The organism is Pseudomonas sp. H1h (assembly GCF_000633255.1).
GTDB lineage: Bacteria > Pseudomonadota > Gammaproteobacteria > Pseudomonadales > Pseudomonadaceae > Aquipseudomonas.
Window position 1 is genome coordinate 385,609 of record NZ_AYMJ01000031.1, and the last position, 18,595, is coordinate 404,203.

General features: G+C 59.8%; 20 protein-coding genes. 17 read left to right on the top strand and 3 right to left on the bottom strand.

All coding sequences use genetic code 11. From position 1 onward, the window contains the following. Window positions 1-108: 108 nt before the first annotated feature. Window positions 109-762, bottom strand: a complete 654-nt coding sequence (locus U862_RS0125775; protein ID WP_025113038.1) for an HD domain-containing protein — start codon at window positions 760-762, stop codon at window positions 109-111. A gap of 207 nt (window positions 763-969) precedes the next feature. Here U862_RS0125775 and U862_RS0125780 point away from each other — a divergent pair, with 207 nt between their 5' ends. From U862_RS0125780 to U862_RS0125830, 11 genes are all read left to right on the top strand, one after another. Next, entirely contained in the window at window positions 970-1,449 is a 480-nt protein-coding gene (locus tag U862_RS0125780) for a GNAT family N-acetyltransferase (RefSeq protein WP_025113039.1), read from the top strand. Between the two features lie 159 nt (window positions 1,450-1,608). Continuing rightward, window positions 1,609-2,271: a hypothetical protein gene (locus tag U862_RS0125785; RefSeq protein WP_025113040.1), complete on the top strand. Its 663-nt coding sequence runs from the start codon at window positions 1,609-1,611 to the stop codon at window positions 2,269-2,271. Then, window positions 2,268-2,762, top strand: coding sequence for a PAAR domain-containing protein (locus U862_RS0125790; protein ID WP_025113041.1), 495 nt, complete (start codon window positions 2,268-2,270; stop codon window positions 2,760-2,762). Before U862_RS0125785 ends, U862_RS0125790 begins: the two co-directional genes overlap by 4 nt. A gap of 5 nt (window positions 2,763-2,767) precedes the next feature. Further along, complete coding sequence (locus U862_RS0125795) at window positions 2,768-3,496, top strand: alpha/beta fold hydrolase (protein ID WP_025113042.1); 729 nt, start codon at window positions 2,768-2,770, stop codon at window positions 3,494-3,496. Continuing rightward, window positions 3,493-4,026 carry a hypothetical protein gene (locus U862_RS0125800; RefSeq protein ID WP_025113043.1) on the top strand — a complete coding sequence of 178 codons (534 nt, stop codon included), beginning with the start codon at window positions 3,493-3,495 and terminating at the stop codon, window positions 4,024-4,026. The genes U862_RS0125795 and U862_RS0125800 overlap by 4 nt, the downstream gene beginning before the upstream one ends. A 30-nt stretch (window positions 4,027-4,056) precedes the next feature. After that, the gene (locus tag U862_RS0125805) at window positions 4,057-4,983 is read left to right on the top strand and encodes a hypothetical protein (RefSeq protein WP_025113044.1); all 927 of its coding nucleotides are present in this window, start codon (window positions 4,057-4,059) and stop codon (window positions 4,981-4,983) included. 77 nt (window positions 4,984-5,060) lie between these two features. Then, the gene (locus U862_RS0125810; protein WP_025113045.1) at window positions 5,061-6,050 is read left to right on the top strand and encodes a 2-dehydro-3-deoxygalactonokinase; all 990 of its coding nucleotides are present in this window, start codon (window positions 5,061-5,063) and stop codon (window positions 6,048-6,050) included. 19 nt (window positions 6,051-6,069) lie between these two features. Continuing rightward, window positions 6,070-6,690, top strand: a complete 621-nt coding sequence (locus U862_RS0125815) for a 2-dehydro-3-deoxy-6-phosphogalactonate aldolase (protein ID WP_025113046.1) — start codon at window positions 6,070-6,072, stop codon at window positions 6,688-6,690. Between the two features lie 46 nt (window positions 6,691-6,736). Then, a complete protein-coding gene (gene dgoD / locus U862_RS0125820) occupies window positions 6,737-7,885 on the top strand; it encodes a galactonate dehydratase (protein ID WP_007903915.1) in 1,149 nt (382 codons plus the stop codon). A gap of 181 nt (window positions 7,886-8,066) precedes the next feature. Continuing rightward, a complete protein-coding gene (locus U862_RS0125825; protein WP_025113047.1) occupies window positions 8,067-9,377 on the top strand; it encodes an MFS transporter in 1,311 nt (436 codons plus the stop codon). A 60-nt stretch (window positions 9,378-9,437) separates the two neighbouring features. Further along, on the top strand, window positions 9,438-10,241 hold the full coding sequence (locus U862_RS0125830) for an IclR family transcriptional regulator (protein WP_025113048.1): 804 nt from the start codon (window positions 9,438-9,440) through the stop codon (window positions 10,239-10,241). A gap of 4 nt (window positions 10,242-10,245) precedes the next feature. On the opposite strand, the gene U862_RS0125835 is transcribed toward U862_RS0125830, so the two are convergent. After that, window positions 10,246-11,298, bottom strand: a complete 1,053-nt coding sequence (locus tag U862_RS0125835) for an NAD(P)-dependent alcohol dehydrogenase (RefSeq protein WP_025113049.1) — start codon at window positions 11,296-11,298, stop codon at window positions 10,246-10,248. Window positions 11,299-11,488: 190 nt separating this feature from the next. On the opposite strand from U862_RS0125835, the gene U862_RS0125840 reads away from it, so the two are divergent. After that, the gene (locus U862_RS0125840; RefSeq protein WP_025113050.1) at window positions 11,489-12,379 is read left to right on the top strand and encodes an AraC family transcriptional regulator; all 891 of its coding nucleotides are present in this window, start codon (window positions 11,489-11,491) and stop codon (window positions 12,377-12,379) included. A 184-nt stretch (window positions 12,380-12,563) separates the two neighbouring features. On the opposite strand, the gene U862_RS0125845 is transcribed toward U862_RS0125840, so the two are convergent. Beyond that, complete coding sequence (locus U862_RS0125845) at window positions 12,564-14,228, bottom strand: electron transfer flavoprotein-ubiquinone oxidoreductase (RefSeq protein WP_025113051.1); 1,665 nt, start codon at window positions 14,226-14,228, stop codon at window positions 12,564-12,566. 525 nt (window positions 14,229-14,753) lie between these two features. Here U862_RS0125845 and U862_RS0125850 point away from each other — a divergent pair. The 5 genes from U862_RS0125850 to U862_RS0125870 all read left to right on the top strand — a co-directional run bounded on the left by U862_RS0125850 (window position 14,754) and on the right by U862_RS0125870 (window position 18,522). Beyond that, entirely contained in the window at window positions 14,754-15,503 is a 750-nt protein-coding gene (locus U862_RS0125850; protein WP_003226982.1) for an electron transfer flavoprotein subunit beta/FixA family protein, read from the top strand. A 2-nt stretch (window positions 15,504-15,505) separates the two neighbouring features. Continuing rightward, window positions 15,506-16,435: an electron transfer flavoprotein subunit alpha/FixB family protein gene (locus tag U862_RS0125855; RefSeq protein WP_025113052.1), complete on the top strand. Its 930-nt coding sequence runs from the start codon at window positions 15,506-15,508 to the stop codon at window positions 16,433-16,435. Between the two features lie 81 nt (window positions 16,436-16,516). Beyond that, on the top strand, window positions 16,517-17,347 hold the full coding sequence (locus tag U862_RS0125860) for an ABC transporter substrate-binding protein (RefSeq protein ID WP_025113053.1): 831 nt from the start codon (window positions 16,517-16,519) through the stop codon (window positions 17,345-17,347). A 9-nt stretch (window positions 17,348-17,356) separates the two neighbouring features. Then, a complete protein-coding gene (locus U862_RS0125865) occupies window positions 17,357-17,713 on the top strand; it encodes a DUF4398 domain-containing protein (protein WP_025113054.1) in 357 nt (118 codons plus the stop codon). Then, entirely contained in the window at window positions 17,710-18,522 is an 813-nt protein-coding gene (locus tag U862_RS0125870) for an OmpA family protein (RefSeq protein ID WP_025113055.1), read from the top strand. The genes U862_RS0125865 and U862_RS0125870 overlap by 4 nt, the downstream gene beginning before the upstream one ends. Window positions 18,523-18,595 lie beyond the last annotated feature (73 nt).

Consider the following 18,595-nt stretch of genomic DNA (forward strand, 5'->3'; position numbering starts at 1 on the left):
GCGGTTCCTTGACCGGGAGAATTGAGCCTCCTCTATCTATCACGGCAGGTGCGCGGGTTAGGTCCGAGCTTGCTGAAGTCAGGATCACTGCGCACCGGAGTAACCGCCTCAGACGATGCCGATTTCTTCCTTGAGCTGCTCCATGAAACCCTGCAGACGCTGATGACGGATCTGTGCCAGCCGCTGACCGGCTCTGGTCTGGAAACCCTTGGCGAGGTGCAGCAGTTTGGTCTGGAAATGATCGAGACAAAAACGTTTGTCGTCGTAGTCGCGTGCTTTGGCTTCGGGGTCGAGCGGGTCGTACAGCGCACTGCCCATGCGCCCGGCGATGTAGAAGGTACGGGCGACGCCAAGCATGCCTAATGAATCGAGCCGGTCAGCGTCCTGGACGAGCTTCGCCTCAAGGGTGAGCGGGGTGATGTCGGCGGAGAAACTGTGGGCTTCGATGGCGTGGACGACGGCGGCGATTTTGCTTTTGGGCCAATCCAGTTCAGCCAGCACCTTTGCGGCTTTCTCGGCGGCGAGACGCGAAGCCTGCGAGCGCAGCGGCGAGTTCTTCTCGACAGCCACGCAGTCGTGCAGCAACACCGCGGCGAGCAGCACTTCAACGTCACCACCTTCCTCGGCCTGCAAGGTGCGCACGTTGTGCCAGACCCGTTGCAGGTGAGCGAGGTCGTGGGCGCCGTCGTCGGAGGGTTCGAGGGCGTGGGGCAGCAGTTCGCTGGCGAGGGTGATCAGAGGGGCAAAAACGCTGGCAGACATAAGTGTCCTTTCAAGTTGAGTTGCGCTTCTGTGGCGAGGCGATTTATCTCCAATGGACTGCGCAGCAGTCCCTTGGTCAGGGCCGCTTCGCGCCCCATCGGGGATAAATCCCCTCGCCACTGTACTAGACAGGTTGTGTATTGGCATGTGACGAGCGCCGCGTCCGGCCTTAGTATGGCGCTTTCCCTTTTCCGACAAGGCCCGTCCATGACGATCGAAATCCGCCCGGCGACCCCCAGCGACGCTCCGCAAATCCTCGCCTTCATCACCGAACTGGCAGATTTCGAAAAGGCCCGCCACGAAGTCATCGCCAGCGTCACCGACATCGAACGCAGCCTGTTCAGCGAAGGCGCCACGGCGCACGGCCTGATCTGCCTGCGCGACGCTGTGCCGATCGGTTTTGCGGTGTTCTTCTTCAGCTATTCGACGTGGCTCGGCAGCAACTGCCTGTACCTCGAAGACCTCTACATCACCCCCGAACAACGCGGCGGCGGTGCCGGCAAAACCCTGCTTCGGCATCTGGCGAAAATCGCCTGCGACAATGATTGCGGGCGCTTCGAATGGAGCGTGCTGGACTGGAACACCCCGGCCATCGAATTCTACAAATCCCTGGGGGCGCAACCGCAGGAAGAGTGGGTGCGCTATCGCATGGATGGCAAGGTGTTGCGCGAGTTTGCCGAGGGCTGAGGTAAATGATGGCAATCCAATGTTGAATCGATTGCCGTCACCGCTCTAGTCCGGCATTCTACGCGCCATTTTTGCGCGCTCACGGACGACATCTGCAATGCCTCTGGCACAATTTCTCCACGCCCGTGGAGCCTTCGCTGCGTCAATGAGTGACCGGCGATGAGCGGACTGCGGGCGTCAATGCGTCTGTATGGCCTGGTGAAAAACTCAGGCTGCTCTGACAACCCTCAGCGTCAACCGGTAGACATTCTGTGCATCGTCAACCGCACGGGTGGCAAAGCCATTCGCGCGTTTGTGTCGCGGCTCGATGCCGAACTCATGGCACGCAGTGCCGACCTTGATGACTACCGAGTGATCCCGTTGCGCCAGTTTGAGCCGCATGCGTTTATCGACGCGCATCAGGGCTGGCTGACGTTGCACATCTGCTGCGGTTTCGTCGCCCCGGCCGGCGACTCGTTGCTCAAGGACGACGCGCTGGTGCCGATGGGCTGGTACGTCTATTCCGAGATCGGCCAGTGGACTGCCGAGCATCATCTGGACCTCGGCGTGCAAATGGCCGATCTGCTGCAATCGACCTACGAGCGCAATCACCTGCGGCACTACAACGCCTGGCTCAACGAACTCGACGACGCCTCGCCGGCCGAACTGGCCTGGCACACCGACGAAGCCTGGCGACACTTGCAAACCGCCGCATCCCCCGACAGCCGTGAGCATTGCCACGCCCTGTTCGACCCCGTCGACAACCGCTGGCGCTTCGCCGCGACCGACGTCGATCTCCACCAACCGTCCCCGGAACCCCTGAAGCAAGGAGCTTTGAATTGAGTGGTAAACCCGCTGCACGCGTCACCGACCCGACCGCCTGCCCACTGCCAGGCCATGGCTCCAACCCGATTGTTTCCGGCTCCTCCGACGTTTTCTTCGACGGCCTCGCCGCTGCGCGAATGACCGATAAATCGGCATGTGGTAGCCCGATCACCGGCGCCGTTTCCGGCACGGTATTCATCAACGGCCTGAACGCGGCCACGCTCGATAGCACCGGAGGCCACGGCAATGTCGTGGTCGGTGGCTCGGGGACGGTGATTATTGGGCAGAGCGGCGGTGGGGCGGCGTTTAGCGGGTTGTTGCCGATGCCTGTGCATTTCAATGATCGAATGCAGATTGTTGATGAAAACAGCGGTGAACCACTCTCCTATATTGCCTACGTCATCGAGCGGGCGGATGGATCGCTGGAACGAGGCGTCACTGATGCCGGGGGGCATACCCACACCGTCAGTTCGCACCTCAAAGAAACTATCAAACTGTACGTGGAGTAATACCGATGGGTGCTCAATCCGGAGCCGTTCAAGGATGCATCGGGAGACTGGTCGCCAGTCATGAGTTGACGACAAAAGAGGATAAGACGGTCAAACCCGTGACGCTTGCCAGAGAGGTTGTAGCCTTTTTCATTGGCGGTGCTGGCGATTCGGAAAGTTACTACGGAGACGGGCCGAGCAACTACACGTTGCGGGCCATGGAAGCTTTGCAGAGTCGTTTGGGTACGAGCTATGGCGGAAAATTCCAACCCTATTACATGGGATACAACGATGTAAAAGGGGATGCCGATCTGGAGGAGTTTGTATTCTCGAAGCTGCCTCACAAGTCTGCGCATGTCTACATCGTTGGTCATAGTCTGGGCGGGTGGAACGGCGCACATTTGTCGCAGATTCTGACCGATAAAGGTTATATCGTGAAAATGCTAGTCACTCTGGATCCTGTGGGAGAAGGTGTGATGGTGGCGTTGATTTCCGATATTTACTGGTCGGAGCCAACCCCCAAGGCGCAGACCTGGATCAACGTTCGAGCCGAGCCTGACGAGATGGATCGAACTGACGTTGTCGCTTGGGTAGGGGGCAAGTGGGATATTGAACCGGGCCCCGATGTCATGGGGATCGTCAAATTCAACCATTACTCGGCGTTGAGATTGTATGAGTCCCGCCTGGAGTGCGGGCAGTCGGCATTGGATTTGTCGGCGAATTCAATTGCTGGTTATTTGAGGGAAGGTGCATGAGATGGGTACTGCTGATCGCTGTTTCTTTATTTTGCGCTGCCTGCGCAAAGTCTCATGACATCACGCCCGCGACTTTGGGCTATGAATCGATCACACCGCGCTCGAAAAGCGTTTTTTTTGAGGTCAATTTCAATTCGGATGTGGAACTGCTGGAGATTTTCTGGCGGGAAAAGAAAGCGAACAGCTTTGACCAGGTATTCATTTGCGCCCTGGGTGATGACACTGACTTTTCCATTGAACATACGATATCGAAAGCAGCAATGGGTTTGGTCAGGGAAAATAAGCAGCGTTTGCATACAGCCGGATTCGGATACACCGCGAGCATTGCTTTCAAGGACGTTGGTGAAAAGAAAAGGACCTCACATTACTTGAGTCGTGACGCCATAAAAGGCTTGTTGAAAGATAAACAAATGATTCCGTGCAAAGTGGTGGTTACGGCAACGGGTTATGAAGCGTATTACACCAAATCACTGTTCATCCCCGTTGCAGATGTTTTTTCTGCCTTGTCGGACTACGACAGTTTTCGATGACGCGCCCAGCAGTTGGCTTTTGGAGTGGTAATGGCAAGGTTGCTTTTGATTTGTTTGTTTGCGTTGTGTTCCTCCTGCATGCACTTGGATGTGCCCCCTGCGAGGCTTGAATTTGTCTCGATCAATCACGAGATATCTTCCTCTTACGACCTGCGTTTCACCTCAGACCGAAACCTCATTGACCTGTATGAGGATCATGGGCGACGAGGGCAGATTGGTACTTGGATCCATTGTTCGTTGAATGGCGATCCGGATTTTTCCATCGAACATAAAATCGTCCTGGAAGCCTCGGGAATCGTCAGCGGCATGCGCTTGATCGAGGGCGATCGTCGCTATGAGATGTTCGCGAACATCAGTGTCGAGAATCACGCCGTCAATGACGGACGTAACCACATCCGACCGGTTGAGTTGGTGCAGATCCTCAAACCGCAGGAATACATTCCGTGCAAGGTGGTCATAACCGCGTTCCCGTTCGTGGCGTATTACTCGAAAGTCATGTACATGCCCACATTGCGGTTCATTGCCGCAATAGAACATCCGCGCGTGGCACCTGCGCGTATTTCGCTCAAACAGCCCGACCAACCAAAGTCGTTGCTGCCTTTTGCCTCAGTGTGCATCGTGCGCTGGCGTTATGACCTGGCGCTGGGATATGACCAGATCGACAGCCTTGGACTCTGTAGTGACGTGCCCTATGCCGGCATGCTGGCCTCGTTTGCGCCGAACAACACGAAACTGAAGGTTGTTTCAGGTTCAGAGGAAAACCCGGCGCCCTTCGCGGCGTACACCATTATTCGCGCTGACGGACGCCGGGAGCCCGGAGTAACTGACGACAAGGGCCGTACACATGAGGTGGGATTCAGCGAGTACGAAACAGTGAGGATCCTGATCAACAACAATCTGGATGTCGTTCAGCGCTGGACAAAATGGGCCGATACAGTCCCACAATATGGGATGTAAAATTACATATTGAGATTTTAAGTCTGAGAGGTCTATAGTCCGTCGCACTCACTGCCAAAAACAAAACAGGTGAAGCGATGCAGGCGCAATTGATCGCGCTCGATTGGGGGACGACCTCATTACGTGCTTACAAACTCGCGGCGGGCGGTGTGGTGCTGGAGCAGCGTGCGCTGTCGTCCGGGATCATGCAGTTGCCCAAGACGCCGCGAGTCATCAACGGTCGTGAATGCGCCGACGGTTTTGAACTGGCCTTCGAAGACGCGTGTGGCGACTGGCTCGAGGCGCAGCCGGAGCTCCCGGTAATCGCCTGCGGCATGGTCGGCAGCGCCCAAGGCTGGCGCGAAGCGGCTTACTGCGAAACACCGGCGAATGTTGCCAATCTCGGAAATTCCCTACAGACACTGGTCAGTCTGCGTGGCACGCGGGTGCATATCGTGCCGGGCGTGATCCAGCGTTCGCGTCTGCCGAACGTGATGCGCGGTGAAGAAACCCAGGTCCTCGGCGTGTTGCAGAACCTGCCGGCCGAGGCGGGCGGTGATCTGTTGATCGGCCTGCCGGGCAGCCATTCCAAGTGGGTGGAAGTGGTCGATGGCTGCATCACGCATTTCGATACCTTCATGACCGGCGAAGTGTTCGCTGTGCTCAGTGAGCACAGCATTCTCGGGCGTACCCAGCAACAGGGGGCGACGTTCGATGGTCTGGCGTTTGACCGTGGCGTGCAGGTGGCGCTGTCGGCGGACGGCGAACTGGGTGTGCTTTCCACGCTGTTCAGTGCGCGCACCCTGGGCCTGACCGGCGAACTGGCCCCGACGGCGCAAGCGGATTACCTTTCCGGGCTGATGATCGGCCATGAACTGGCGGCACTGGCTGACGCGCAACGCCGTCGCCGTAACAATCCCGATCTTCCCTCGATCATCCTCATTGGCAACGCGCAACTCTGCGCCCGCTACAGCCGTGCGCTCGACGCCTGCGGTTTCGACCGCGTGACCCTCGCCGAACAAGCCACCGAGCGTGGCCTGTGGCAATTGGCGCTCGCCGCCGGACTGCTCGATTCCTCATCCCGTTAACCCTGACTGGAGGCCTGACATGCTCAAGCAAGCACTGGCACAAAACGGTCTGATCGCGATTCTGCGTGGCCTGCATCCGCAGGAAGCTGCCGCTGTCGGAGAAGTCCTGTATGTGGCCGGATTTCGCGTCATCGAAGTACCGCTCAATTCCCCTTCGCCGTATGAAAGTATCCGCATCTTGCGTCAGACCTTGCCCGCCGATTGCCTGATCGGTGCCGGCACGGTGCTGACCGCAGAACAGGTCGAGCAGGTGAAAGCCGCTGGCGGCCAGGTGATCGTCATGCCGCACAGCGACGCCAAGGTGCTGCGCGCGGCGAAAGCGGCTGGGCTGTACCTGTCGCCCGGTGTCGCTACGCCGACCGAAGCCTTCGCGGCGCTGGAGGAGGGCGCGGACATTCTCAAGCTGTTCCCGGCCGAGCAGATGGGGCCGGCGGTGGTCAAGGCCTGGCTCGCGGTGTTGCCCTCGGGGACGGTGCTGGCACCGGTTGGCGGGATCACGCCGGACAACATGCAGGCATTCATCGATGCCGGGGTCAAAGGTTTCGGGCTGGGTTCCGGCCTGTTCAAACCGGGCATGACGCCGCAGCAAGTGGCGGAAAACGCCAAGGCCTACGTGGCCGCCTGGAAAGCGCTTCGCTAAGACTTTTTGGCGCCGCGTGCGCTGCATCTATAAGAGAGACAAAAAGATGAAAATCACCAAACTCACCACCTTCATCGTGCCGCCGCGCTGGTGCTTCCTCAAAGTTGAAACCGACGAGGGCGTGACCGGTTGGGGCGAACCCGTGGTCGAAGGTCGCGCCCACACCGTCGCTGCTGCCGTCGAGGAATTGTCCGACTACCTGATCGGCAAAGACCCACGCAACATCGAAGACATCTGGACCGTCCTGTACCGCGGCGGCTTCTACCGTGGCGGTGCGATTCACATGAGTGCGCTGGCCGGTATCGACCAGGCGTTGTGGGACATCAAGGGCAAGGCCCTCGGCGTGTCGGTCAGCGATCTGCTCGGCGGTCAGGTGCGTGACAAGATCCGCGTGTATTCGTGGATCGGCGGCGACCGTCCGGCCGACACCGCGCGGGCGGCGAAAGAGGCGGTGAGCCGTGGTTTTACCGCGGTGAAAATGAACGGCACTGAAGAGCTGCAGTTCCTCGATTCTTTCGAGAAAGTCGACCTTGCACTGGCCAACGTCGCCGCTGTGCGTGACGCGGTCGGGCCGAACGTCGGCATCGGCGTGGACTTCCATGGTCGGGTGCACAAGCCGATGGCCAAGGTGCTGATGAAGGAACTCGACCCGTACAAACTGATGTTCATCGAAGAGCCAGTGCTCAGCGAAAACTATGAGGCACTGAAGGAACTGGCGCCGCTGACCAGCACGCCGATTGCGCTCGGTGAGCGGCTGTTCTCGCGTTGGGACTTTAAGCGCGTATTGAGCGAAGGTTACGTCGACATCATCCAGCCGGATGCTTCCCACGCCGGCGGCATCACCGAAACCCGCAAGATCGCCAACATGGCCGAAGCCTACGACGTGGCACTGGCGCTGCATTGCCCGCTGGGGCCGATTGCGCTGGCGGCGTGCCTGCAACTCGACGCGGTTTGTTACAACGCGTTTATCCAGGAGCAGAGCCTGGGCATTCATTACAACGAGAGCAACGACTTGCTCGACTACGTGAAGGACCCCCGGGTGTTCGATTACGACAAAGGCTTCGTGAAGATTCCGAACGGGCCGGGGCTGGGCATCGAGATCAATGAGGAATACGTGATCGAACGGGCCGCCGTCGGTCACCGTTGGCGCAACCCGATCTGGCGCCATGCCGATGGCAGCTTTGCCGAGTGGTGAGTCCCTGAATCACCTGTATTCCCCTGTGGGAGCGAGTCTGCTCGCGAATGCTATGTCACATCCGACATCAATGTGACTGATCCGACGCCTTCGCGAGCAGGCTCGCTCCCACAGTTTTGATCTCCATGGACGGGAGATTTGCGTCAATGACCTCAAATAATCATAAGAAGAGGCACTCTCCATGCCACCGCACACCCTCACCGGGCAGGCGTCTTTAGTCACGCCCAGCCGCAAGCGGTTTTTCATCATGGTGTTGCTGTTCATCACCGTGGTCATCAACTACCTCGACCGCAGCAACCTGTCGATTGCCGCCCCCGCGCTGACCAGTGAACTGGGGATCGATCCGGTTCACGTCGGGCTGATTTTCTCCGCGTTCGGCTGGACCTACGCCGCGATGCAGATCCCCGGCGGCTGGCTGGTCGATCGCGTGCCACCGCGCATCCTCTATAGCGTTGCGTTGTTGCTGTGGTCGCTGGCCACGGTGATGCTCGGCTTTGCCGCGAGCTTCATTGCGCTGTTCGTGTTGCGCATGGCGGTCGGCGCGCTGGAAGCCCCGGCTTATCCGATCAACAGCCGTGTGGTCACCACCTGGTTTCCCGAGCGTGAACGAGCGACGGCGATTGGTTTCTACACCTCCGGGCAATTTGTCGGACTGGCGTTTCTGACCCCGGTGCTGGCGTGGCTGCAACATGAGTTCGGCTGGCACATGGTGTTTGTTGCCACCGGTGCGGCCGGGATTGTCTGGGCGGCGATCTGGTACGCGGTGTATCGCGAACCGCGAGATTTCAAGGGCGCCAACGAAGGTGAAATCGAGCTGATCCGCGAGGGCGGCGGATTGGTGGATATCCAGGCCGACACCGCCAAGGTCAAAGCCAGATTCAGCTGGACTGATCTGGGTATCGTCCTGACCAGGCGCAAGTTGTGGGGCATCTACCTCGGCCAGTTCTGCCTGAACTCGACGCTGTGGTTCTTCCTCACGTGGTTCCCGACCTACCTGGTGAAATATCGTGGCATGGACTTCATCAAGTCCGGCCTGCTGGCGTCGCTGCCATTCCTTGCCGCGTTCATTGGCGTGCTGTGTTCGGGGTTCTTCTCCGACTTGCTGATTCGGCGTGGCTGCAGCGTGGGCTTTGCACGCAAGTTGCCGATTATCGGCGGGTTGCTGATTTCCACCTCGATCATCGGCGCCAACTTCGTTGAGTCGACGCCGCTGGTGATCGCCTTCCTGGCGCTGGCGTTTTTCGGCAACGGGCTGGCGTCGATCACCTGGTCGCTGGTCTCGACGCTGGCGCCAGCGCGCTTGCTGGGCCTGACCGGCGGGGTGTTCAACTTCATCGGCAACCTGTCGGCGATTGCCACGCCGATCGTCATCGGATTCCTCGCCAGCGGCGATTCGTTTGCCCCGGCGATCACCTATATCGCCGTGCTGGCCTTGATCGGCGCGTTGTCCTACGTGCTGTTGGTGGGCAAGGTCGAACGTATCGAGTTGTAGTGGTCCGCGTCGGGCGACCATAATGCCGCCCGTTCCCTCGCTCAACGGTAAAGGCTGGATATGCAGGAAGACGCCCCGGAAAAAACCAAGGACGCCGCACCCACCGGCACCCAGACGCTGCTTCGCGGACTGGGTGTGGTGCAGGCGGTGGCCAGTGGCGCGCGCGATCTGAAAGAGATCGCCCGGCTGATCGGCACCACGCGCAGCACCACCCATCGTCTGGCCAGTTGCCTGGTGGATGAGCGTTACCTGCGCGTGGTGCCGCAAATCGGCTATCTGCTCGGGCCAAAGTTGATTGAGCTGGGGTTTCAGGCGCGCGAAGAGTTACCGCTGGTGAGCCTGGCCGGGCCGTATCTGGACGAGTTGTCGGCGCTGACCGGTGACACCGTGCATCTGGGTATTCGTGAAGGCGACGAGGTTTTGTACCTGCTGAAAAATCCGGGGCGCAATGGCCCGGAAATGCGCTCGCGGGTCGGCCATCGGATGCCGTTGGCGCGCACCGGGATCGGCAAGGCCTTGATGCTCGACGATGCGCCGCAGGATTGGCAGCGGCTGTACGACATCAGTCTGCCGGCGGGTGGGAAAAGTCAGTTCTGGCCGCAGCATCCCCAACAGTCGTGGAAACAGCTTGAGCAGCGCATGACCGAGTACGTGGCCGGTGGCTACGCCTTCGATCTGGAAGACAACGAACCGTCGATCCGCTGCGTGGCGGCGCCGATTCGCGATGCGAGCAAGCGCATTGTGGCGGCGATCAGCATCGCCAGCACCGTGCCGTACATGCCGCTGGAAAAAATGGCCGAGCTGATCCCCCTGATCAAAGGGGTCACAGCCCGGCTGTCGGCGGAGCTTGGCTTGAAGGTCTGAAGCCTTAAACCTTGAGCGTCGCCATGTCGATCACGAAGCGGTATTTCACGTCACCGGCGATCATGCGCGCGTAAGCCTCGTTGATCTGGCGGATGTCGAGCATTTCGATGTCGCAGGTGATGCTGTGCTCGGCGCAGAAATCCAGCACTTCCTGCGTTTCGGCGATGCCTCCGATCAACGAGCCGGCCAGTACGCGGCGGCCCAGCACCAGGTTGGCGGCATGCATCGGCGGGTCGATCGGCTCGATCAGTCCCACCAGAATATGCACGCCATCAAAGCGCAGGGTTTGCAGGTACGGGTTGAGGTCGTGCTGCACCGGAATGGTGTCGAGCAGGAAGTCGAACCGGCCCGCGGCGGCGGCCATCTGTTCGGCATCGGTGGAGACGATCACATGATCGGCGCCCTGACGACGGCCTTCCTCGGCCTTGCTCGCCGAACGGGTGAACAGCGTGACTTCTGCGCCCATCGCCTTGGCGAACTTGATGCCCATGTGGCCGAGGCCGCCCATGCCGAGAATCCCGACCTTGTCGCCGGCCTTGACCCCGTAGTGCTTGAGCGGCGAGTAGGTGGTGATGCCGGCGCAGAGGATCGGCGCGGCGCTGGCCAGGTCGAGTTTCTCCGGGATGCGCACCACGAAGTGCTCGCTGACGACGATGCTGTCCGAGTAGCCGCCCATGGTGTTGCTGCCATCGACCCGATCCGGGGTGGCGTAGGTCATGGTCGGGCCTTCGAGGCAGTATTGCTCAAGGTTTTGCTGGCAGGCGGCGCAGGTGCGGCAGGAGTCGACCATGCAGCCAACGCCGACCAGATCGCCTACTTTATGTTGGGTGACGTTCGCACCGATGGCGGTGACTTTTCCGACGATCTCGTGGCCGGGCATCAGCGGATAGACGGCGATACCCCATTCGTTGCGCGCCTGATGGATGTCGGAGTGGCAGACGCCGCAGTACAGGATTTCGATCGCCACGTCGTCAGCGCGAGGGCTGCGGCGTTCGAATTTCATCGGGGCGAGGGGAGTGGTGGCCGATTGAGCGGCATAACCGATAGCGGTGTACATGATGAACCTCGCAGAAGCAGTGACGGGTGAGGTGGCGCATTCTGGGCGCCGTTCACCGGTCCGGCCATGACGATTCCTCCGGGTCTCATGCCTAATCCTCCGGCATGCGGGTCTGGGCGAGCGCATTGGCAAAAGGATCTGCGATGATGCTTGCATGCCTTTTTCCGTGAATTTTTTGAAGACCCCTCCGATGCAGTTGACCCGCCATCTTGATGCCAATGCCACGCTGGTTTCGCTGATCGAACCGCTGGCGCTCCGCGACGGTTACAGCCAGACCGGGCTGCCCGGCGTGCAGGTGTTGCGCGCCAGTTGCGACGTGGCGCGTGGCCCGCACATCTATGAGCCAAGCCTGATGATCATCGCCCAGGGCAGCAAACTGGCGTTCCTCGGTCCGCGCACCATGGAGTATGGCGCCGGGCACTACCTGATTCAGGCGCTGCCGGTGCCGTTCGAGTGCGAAACCTTTGCCTTGCCGGACGCACCATTGCTGGGGGTGTCGGTGGCGATCGACCGGGTGCTGCTCGGTGAGCTGGTGCTGGCCATGGGGCTGGCGCCGGGGCGACACATTCCGGCGCAGACCCCGGAGTCGATGACTTCGGTGGTGCTCGACGATGACATGCGCGGCTGTGTCGAACGCTTGCTGAGCTGCCTGCGCGATCCGCTGGAGTGTCAGATTCTCGGGCCTTCGCGGGTGCGCGAATTGTTGTTCACCGCGCTGCGCGGGCCGCAGGCCGATGTGTTGCGAGCGCTGGTGGAGCAGCAGGGGCAGTTCGCGCGCGTTGCAGCGTCGATCAGTCATCTGCATGCGCATTACACCGAGCCGCTGAACGTCGAGACCCTGGCCAGTTGCGCGAACATGAGTGTGTCGACCTTTCATGAGCACTTCAAACGCAGCACGTTGCTGTCGCCGGTGCAGTACCTGAAGCGCCTGCGCCTGCTCAAGGCGCAGACCTTGCTGATCGCCGAGGGGTTGGGTGTGGCGCAGGTGGCGCATCGGGTGGGGTATCAGAGCACGTCGCAGTTCAGTCGCGAGTACAAACGCTACTTCGAGCGTAGCCCCGGAGATGAACGCGCGGCCTGAATTGGCAATAGGTTCTCGTGGGAGCGAGCCTGCTCGCGAATGCGGTGTATCAGTCGACATCTATTCTGGATGATCTATCGCATTCGCGAGCAGGCTCGCTCCCACAAGGGATTTTTGGTGTGGCTTGAATCGTGGGCAACAAAAAGGCCCCCAATATGGGAGCCTTGTTGTTCAGCAATACGACTTACATATTCGGGTAAGTCGGGCCACCGGCGCCTTCCGGCGTGACCCAGGTGATGTTCTGCGAAGGGTCCTTGATGTCACAGGTCTTGCAGTGCACGCAGTTCTGGGCGTTGATCTGGAATCGCTTCTCGCCGTCTTCCTTGGTAATCACTTCGTAGACACCGGCCGGGCAGTAGCGCTGCGCCGGTTCGTCGTACAGCGGCAGGTTCTTGCTGATCGGGATGCTCGGGTCGGTCAGCTTCAGGTGGCACGGCTGTTCTTCTTCGTGGTTGGTACCGGAGATGAACACCGAGCTCAGTTTGTCGAAGCTGAGTTTGCCGTCCGGCTTCGGATAGTCGATCTTCTTGCAGTCAGCCGCCAGCTTCAGGCAAGCGTAGTCCGGCTTGGTGTCGTGCAGGGTGAATGGCAGTTTGCCGCCGAAGATGTTCTGGTCCAGCCAGTTGAAACCACCGCCGACAATGGCGCCGAACTTGTGGATCGCCGGGCCGAAATTGCGGCTGGCGAACAGTTCGTCGTAGAGCCAGCTCTTCTTGAACGCGTCGACGTAAGTGGTCAGTTCTTCAGTGCCATCCTTCTCGGCGAACAGAGCGTCGGCCACCGATTCAGCGGCGAGCATGCCCGACTTCATCGCGGTGTGGCTGCCCTTGATCTTGGCGAAGTTCAGGGTGCCGAGGTCGCAACCGATCAGCGCGCCACCTTTGAAAACCATCTTCGGCAGCGAGTTCAGGCCACCTTTGCAGATCGCGCGGGCGCCATAGCTGACGCGCTTGCCGCCTTCCAGGTACTGAGCCAGCACCGGGTGGTGCTTGAGGCGCTGGAACTCGTCGAACGGCGACAGGTAGGTGTTGCTGTAGGACAGATCGACGATCAGGCCAACCACCACCTGGTTGTTTTCCAGGTGATAGAGGAACGAGCCGCCAGTGTTCTCGGTGCCCATGATGTCCAGCGGCCAGCCGGCGGTGTGCACCACCAGGCCAGGCTGGTGTTTGGCCGGGTCGATTTCCCAGATTTCTTTCAGGCCGATGCCGTAATGCTGGGCGTCGGCCTCGCTGTCGAGGTTGTAGCGCTTGATCAGTTGCTTGCCGATGTGGCCACGGCAGCCTTCGGCGAACAGCGTGTACTTGCCACGCAGTTCCATGCCCGGGGTGTACAGGCCTTCCTTCGGATTGCCTTCACGGTCGACGCCCAGATCACCGGTGATGATCCCGCGCACGATGCCGTTTTCGTCGATCAAGGCCTCCTGAGCAGCGAAGCCCGGGTAGATTTCCACGCCCAGGTTCTCGGCCTGCTGCGCCAGCCAGCGGCACAGGTTGCCCAGGGAAATAATGTAGTTGCCTTCGTTGTGCATGGTCTTGGGCACAAAGAAGTCAGGGATTTTCTGCGCGCTTTCGGCGTTTTTCAGCACGAAAATATCGTCGCGGGTGACAGGAGTGTTCAGCGGGGCGCCGAGTTCCTTCCAGTCCGGGAACAGTTCGTTCAGAGCACGTGGTTCGAACACGGCACCGGAAAGGATGTGTGCGCCGACTTCGGAGCCTTTTTCGACCACGCAGACGCTGATTTCCTTACCGGCTTCGGCGGCCTTCTGCTTCAAACGGCAGGCGGCGGACAAGCCAGCGGGGCCGGCACCGACGATGACCACGTCGAATTCCATGTATTCGCGTTCCACAGGCTATCTCCTACTCAAGGCTCAACAGTTTTTTTTCTAATTTGGAGGTTTGGTGTCGTATCCGTTATTGCCTTTACGTTAACGTCAAGGGTAATAATGGACAAACCACCTTTCTCTCTAGGCGGCGCATTATATCTACACCACTCTGAGCGTCCAATACAAACGTTTGTTTGAATCGGCTCCAGCCCAGAGAAATCAAAGAAGCAAGGCTTATGAACGACCATTTTGCCGTATTGACCGGAATAGGCGTTCCGGTCAAGATACGGTCGGTTTTGCGCTCGCCGTAGGCAGACTGGCGGTTTCAAGAGCACCTCTAAAGACAGGGCACAGGCAGTTGAAGGTGATGCGCAGCGCAGGTCCGGCGCGCAGTTTACACACCGTGCAGAGCAATGACTTGTTGGTCACCACTGACGAACGGTCATCGCCCCCAGCCGGCGTTTTTAGAGGTGCCCTTGTGCCCGATGAGCATCAACCGCCAGGTTCGCCTAGGCGACTTTCTTTTCACCGGAGAGTAACGAGGAATCCATGAAGGTTCTTGTAGCTGTCAAACGCGTTGTGGATTACAACGTCAAGGTTCGCGTCAAGGCGGACAATTCCGGCGTCGATCTCGCCAACGTCAAGATGTCGATGAACCCGTTCTGCGAAATCGCAGTGGAAGAAGCCGTACGCCTGAAAGAGAAAGGTGTTGCGACTGAAATCGTCGTCGTCTCCATCGGCCCGTCCACCGCTCAGGAACAGCTGCGTACTGCACTGGCTCTGGGTGCCGACCGCGCCATCCTCGTCGAATCCGCGGAAGACCTGACTTCGCTGGCCGTGGCCAAGCTGCTCAAGGCTGTGGTCGACAAGGAACAACCTCAGTTGGTGATCCTGGGCAAACAGGCCATCGACAGCGACAACAACCAGACCGGCCAGATGCTCGCTGCACTGAGCGGCTACGGTCAGGGCACTTTCGCCTCGAAAGTCGAAGTCTCCGGCGACAGCGTTGCCGTGACCCGCGAAATCGACGGCGGCGCGCAGACCGTTTCGCTGAAACTGCCGGCCATCGTCACCACCGACCTGCGTTTGAACGAGCCGCGCTACGCGTCCCTGCCAAACATCATGAAAGCCAAGAAGAAGCCTCTCGAAGTGCTGACTCCGGACGCTTTGGGCGTTTCCACCGCCTCCACCAACAAAACCCTGAAAGTAGAAGCGCCGGCTGCACGCAGCGCTGGCATCAAGGTCAAGTCGGTGGCTGAACTGGTCGAGAAACTGAAAAACGAAGCGAAGGTAATCTAATCATGACTATCTTGGTAATCGCTGAACACGACAACAAAGTGCTGGCCCCGGCCACACTGAACACCGTGGCTGCTGCTGCCAAAATCGGCGGCGACATTCACGTGCTGGTTGCCGGCCAAGGCGCTGGCGCCGTGGCTGAGGCCGCTGCGAAAATCGCTGGTGTGAGCAAAGTCCTGAACGCTGACAATGCCGCTTACGCGCATCAGTTGCCGGAAAACGTCGCTCCGCTGGTTGCTGAGCTGGGCAAGGGTTACAGCCACATCCTGGCTGCCGCCACTTCCAACGGCAAAAACATCCTGCCGCGTGTAGCCGCTGCACTGGACGTTGACCAGATCTCCGAGATCATCTCGGTAGAAAGCGCTGACACCTTCAAGCGCCCGATCTACGCCGGTAACGCCATTGCTACCGTGCAGTCGACCGCTCCAATCAAAGTGATCACCGTACGTGCCACCGGTTTCGATCCGGTTGCCGCTGAAGGTGGTTCGGCTGCTGTTGAAGTCGTTGCTGCTGCGCACAACGCCGGCACCTCGAGCTTCGTCAGCGAAGAGCTGGCCAAGTCCGATCGTCCTGAGCTGACCGCTGCCAAGATCGTCGTTTCCGGCGGCCGCGGCATGCAGAACGGCGACAACTTCAAACACCTGTACGCCCTGGCCGACAAGCTGGGCGCGGCCGTCGGTGCTTCGCGCGCCGCGGTCGACGCCGGTTTTGTACCGAACGACATGCAGGTCGGTCAGACCGGCAAGATCGTTGCACCACAGCTGTACATCGCCGTCGGTATCTCCGGCGCGATCCAGCACCTGGCCGGCATGAAAGATTCCAAAGTGATCGTTGCGATCAACAAGGACGAAGAAGCGCCGATCTTCCAGGTGGCCGATTACGGCCTGGTGGCGGATCTGTTCGAAGCAGTCCCTGAGCTGGAGAAGCTGGTCTAATCCGGCGGCTTCACTTATAAAGAGCCCGGCCTTATGGTCGGGCTTTTTTTTGTTTGGGATTTGAGTGGGGAGTGTTTTGCCATGGATCTGCGCCGCCGGTTGCATTGCTCGTTGTTGAGCCTGGCCCTGTTGCCGGGACTGTCCTTGGCCGCCGGCAAATGCGAGCGACTCGTCGTCACCGGTAGCCCGGACGCGCCGCCGTACCTGTGGCAAGACCCGCATAACCCCAAACAGCTGATCGGCGCCAGTGCCGACCTGCTGCAGCAAGTGGCCAAGGATCTCGGCATCAAGGTCGAACTGCTTTACGCCGGCAAACGCGCGCAGGCTCTCGATGAGGTGCGCAGCGGGCGCATGGACATGCTGGCCGACACGCCACTGATGTTCAACGAGCTGGAAAACCTCGACTACATCTATCCGCCATTGCTGGAAAACGACTATTTGGTGTGGACGCGCAAAGGCTCGACGCTGGCCTACGGCGAAGCCAAAGACTTGCACGGGCACACCGGCGGGTTGTCGGAAAAGTCTCGAATGACCCAGGAGTTTGGCACTTTCGCCGAGCAGAATCTGACCCTGACGCGGACGGCAAACATCACTCAGGCCTTTCAGAAATTGCTCTTGGGTGAGGTGGAATATGTACTCGCCGGGCGTTACTCGGGGATGGCTGCCGCGCAGGCGTTGGGCATGGCCAATGATCTGCTCGCCTTCGAGCAACCGATCGACCGACCGGGGCTGTTCCTCGCGGTTTCGCACAACTCCGCCTGCAACGATCCGTGGTTGCGCGGACAGCTCGCTAAAAAGATGACAGAATTGCCCGCGTCCGGACTGACCGAAGCCGCACTGCAACGCAACATCGAGCGCTGGAAAGCGCAGCAACAACAGCCGCAGCCATCTGTCAGTGCCCCAAAACAGTAGGGATTCTTAGTGAGTATTCGACCTCTTTTCGCGGCCATGGCCGTTCTGGCCCTGGCCGGCTGCGCCAACGACCCGGCACCCAATGAGCAAATGCGTCTGACCGAGCAGGCCATCGCCCAGGCCAAGGCCGTGGGTGCGACCGCCGATGAAATGCCGGAAATGAAACTGGCCGAAGACAAGTTCAATCGGGCCAAGGGCAACATGGCCGACGAGTCGTACAAGAACGCGCGCATGCGTTCCGAGCAGGCCGAGCTGGACGCACGTCTGGCCGAAGCCAAAGTGCTGACGCAAAAGAGCGAAGAGCAATTGAATGTGCTGAACACCCGCATCATCCGTCTGCGCAAGCAACTGGGAGATGCCCAATGAGCCTCAAGTCAAAAGCCCTCGGCGGCCTGATTCTCGCCGGTTGCGCGAGCCTCTACGGTTGCGCCGGTCAACACAGCGAGGCCGCCTTGCAGCAGGCCAGCAGTGATTTCCAGAAGGTCAAGGAAGACTCCAACGTGCTGCGCATCGCGCCGAAAGACGTGATCCGCGCGGGTGAGTCGCTGGCCCGGGCCGATCGGCTGTCGACCTATTGGGGCAGCGGCTGGGACGTTGCGCATTACGCTTACCTGAGCCAGCGCTACAGCGAAATCGCCCGCGAGCACACCAATCTGGTGCTCAACGAAGAGCGTGCGGCGAAGCTCGAATTGGAGCGTCAGCGCCTGCAACTGGCTCTGCGCGAGTCCAAATTGCTGAGCGTGCAGCAGCAGGGCAAGTGGCTCGAAGAACAGATCGTCGCGCTGGCCACCACGCAAACCGATCGCGGTCTGGTCATGACCCTCGGCGATGTGCTGTTCGACACTGGCGAAGCGGAGCTGAAGAACTCGGCCAACCGCGTGGTGTTGAAGATCGTGCAGTTCCTGCAGCTCAACCCGAAACGCGTGGTGCGTATCGAGGGCTACACCGACAGCACCGGCGGCAAGCAGGACAATCTCAAGCTGTCGCGTGATCGTGCACAAGCGGTGGCCGATGTGCTGATGGACCTGGGCATCGAAGACAAGCGGATTCAGGTCGAAGGCTACGGCGACGAGTACCCGGTGGACGCCAACGCTTCCGAGCGCGGGCGGGCACAGAACCGTCGGGTGGAAATTGTGTTCTCCGACGAAAAAGGCCAGCTCGGCGCCGCCCGCTGAGGGCTGCGTCTCTGGAAAGCCCGGGCTGTCATGCAGCGCCGGGCTTTTTTACGTCTGTCGAATAGCGCTCAAT

Excerpts from the sequence above, each read along its gene's own strand:
- U862_RS0125810 (WP_025113045.1), top strand. The coding sequence starts at position 5,061 with ATGCAGGCGCAATTGATCGCGCTCGATTGGGGGACGACCTCATTACGT.
- U862_RS0125855 (WP_025113052.1), top strand. The coding sequence starts at position 15,506 with ATGACTATCTTGGTAATCGCTGAACACGACAACAAAGTGCTGGCCCCG.
- U862_RS0125835 (WP_025113049.1), bottom strand. The coding sequence starts at position 11,298 with ATGTACACCGCTATCGGTTATGCCGCTCAATCGGCCACCACTCCCCTC.
- U862_RS0125800 (WP_025113043.1), top strand. The coding sequence starts at position 3,493 with ATGAGATGGGTACTGCTGATCGCTGTTTCTTTATTTTGCGCTGCCTGC.
- U862_RS0125850 (WP_003226982.1), top strand. The coding sequence starts at position 14,754 with ATGAAGGTTCTTGTAGCTGTCAAACGCGTTGTGGATTACAACGTCAAG.
- U862_RS0125795 (WP_025113042.1), top strand. The coding sequence starts at position 2,768 with ATGGGTGCTCAATCCGGAGCCGTTCAAGGATGCATCGGGAGACTGGTC.
- U862_RS0125830 (WP_025113048.1), top strand. The coding sequence starts at position 9,438 with ATGCAGGAAGACGCCCCGGAAAAAACCAAGGACGCCGCACCCACCGGC.
- U862_RS0125775 (WP_025113038.1), bottom strand. The coding sequence starts at position 762 with ATGTCTGCCAGCGTTTTTGCCCCTCTGATCACCCTCGCCAGCGAACTG.
- U862_RS0125815 (WP_025113046.1), top strand. The coding sequence starts at position 6,070 with ATGCTCAAGCAAGCACTGGCACAAAACGGTCTGATCGCGATTCTGCGT.
- U862_RS0125825 (WP_025113047.1), top strand. The coding sequence starts at position 8,067 with ATGCCACCGCACACCCTCACCGGGCAGGCGTCTTTAGTCACGCCCAGC.
- U862_RS0125780 (WP_025113039.1), top strand. The coding sequence starts at position 970 with ATGACGATCGAAATCCGCCCGGCGACCCCCAGCGACGCTCCGCAAATC.
- U862_RS0125860 (WP_025113053.1), top strand. The coding sequence starts at position 16,517 with ATGGATCTGCGCCGCCGGTTGCATTGCTCGTTGTTGAGCCTGGCCCTG.
- dgoD (WP_007903915.1), top strand. The coding sequence starts at position 6,737 with ATGAAAATCACCAAACTCACCACCTTCATCGTGCCGCCGCGCTGGTGC.
- U862_RS0125785 (WP_025113040.1), top strand. The coding sequence starts at position 1,609 with ATGAGCGGACTGCGGGCGTCAATGCGTCTGTATGGCCTGGTGAAAAAC.
- U862_RS0125870 (WP_025113055.1), top strand. The coding sequence starts at position 17,710 with ATGAGCCTCAAGTCAAAAGCCCTCGGCGGCCTGATTCTCGCCGGTTGC.
- U862_RS0125840 (WP_025113050.1), top strand. The coding sequence starts at position 11,489 with ATGCAGTTGACCCGCCATCTTGATGCCAATGCCACGCTGGTTTCGCTG.
- U862_RS0125805 (WP_025113044.1), top strand. The coding sequence starts at position 4,057 with ATGGCAAGGTTGCTTTTGATTTGTTTGTTTGCGTTGTGTTCCTCCTGC.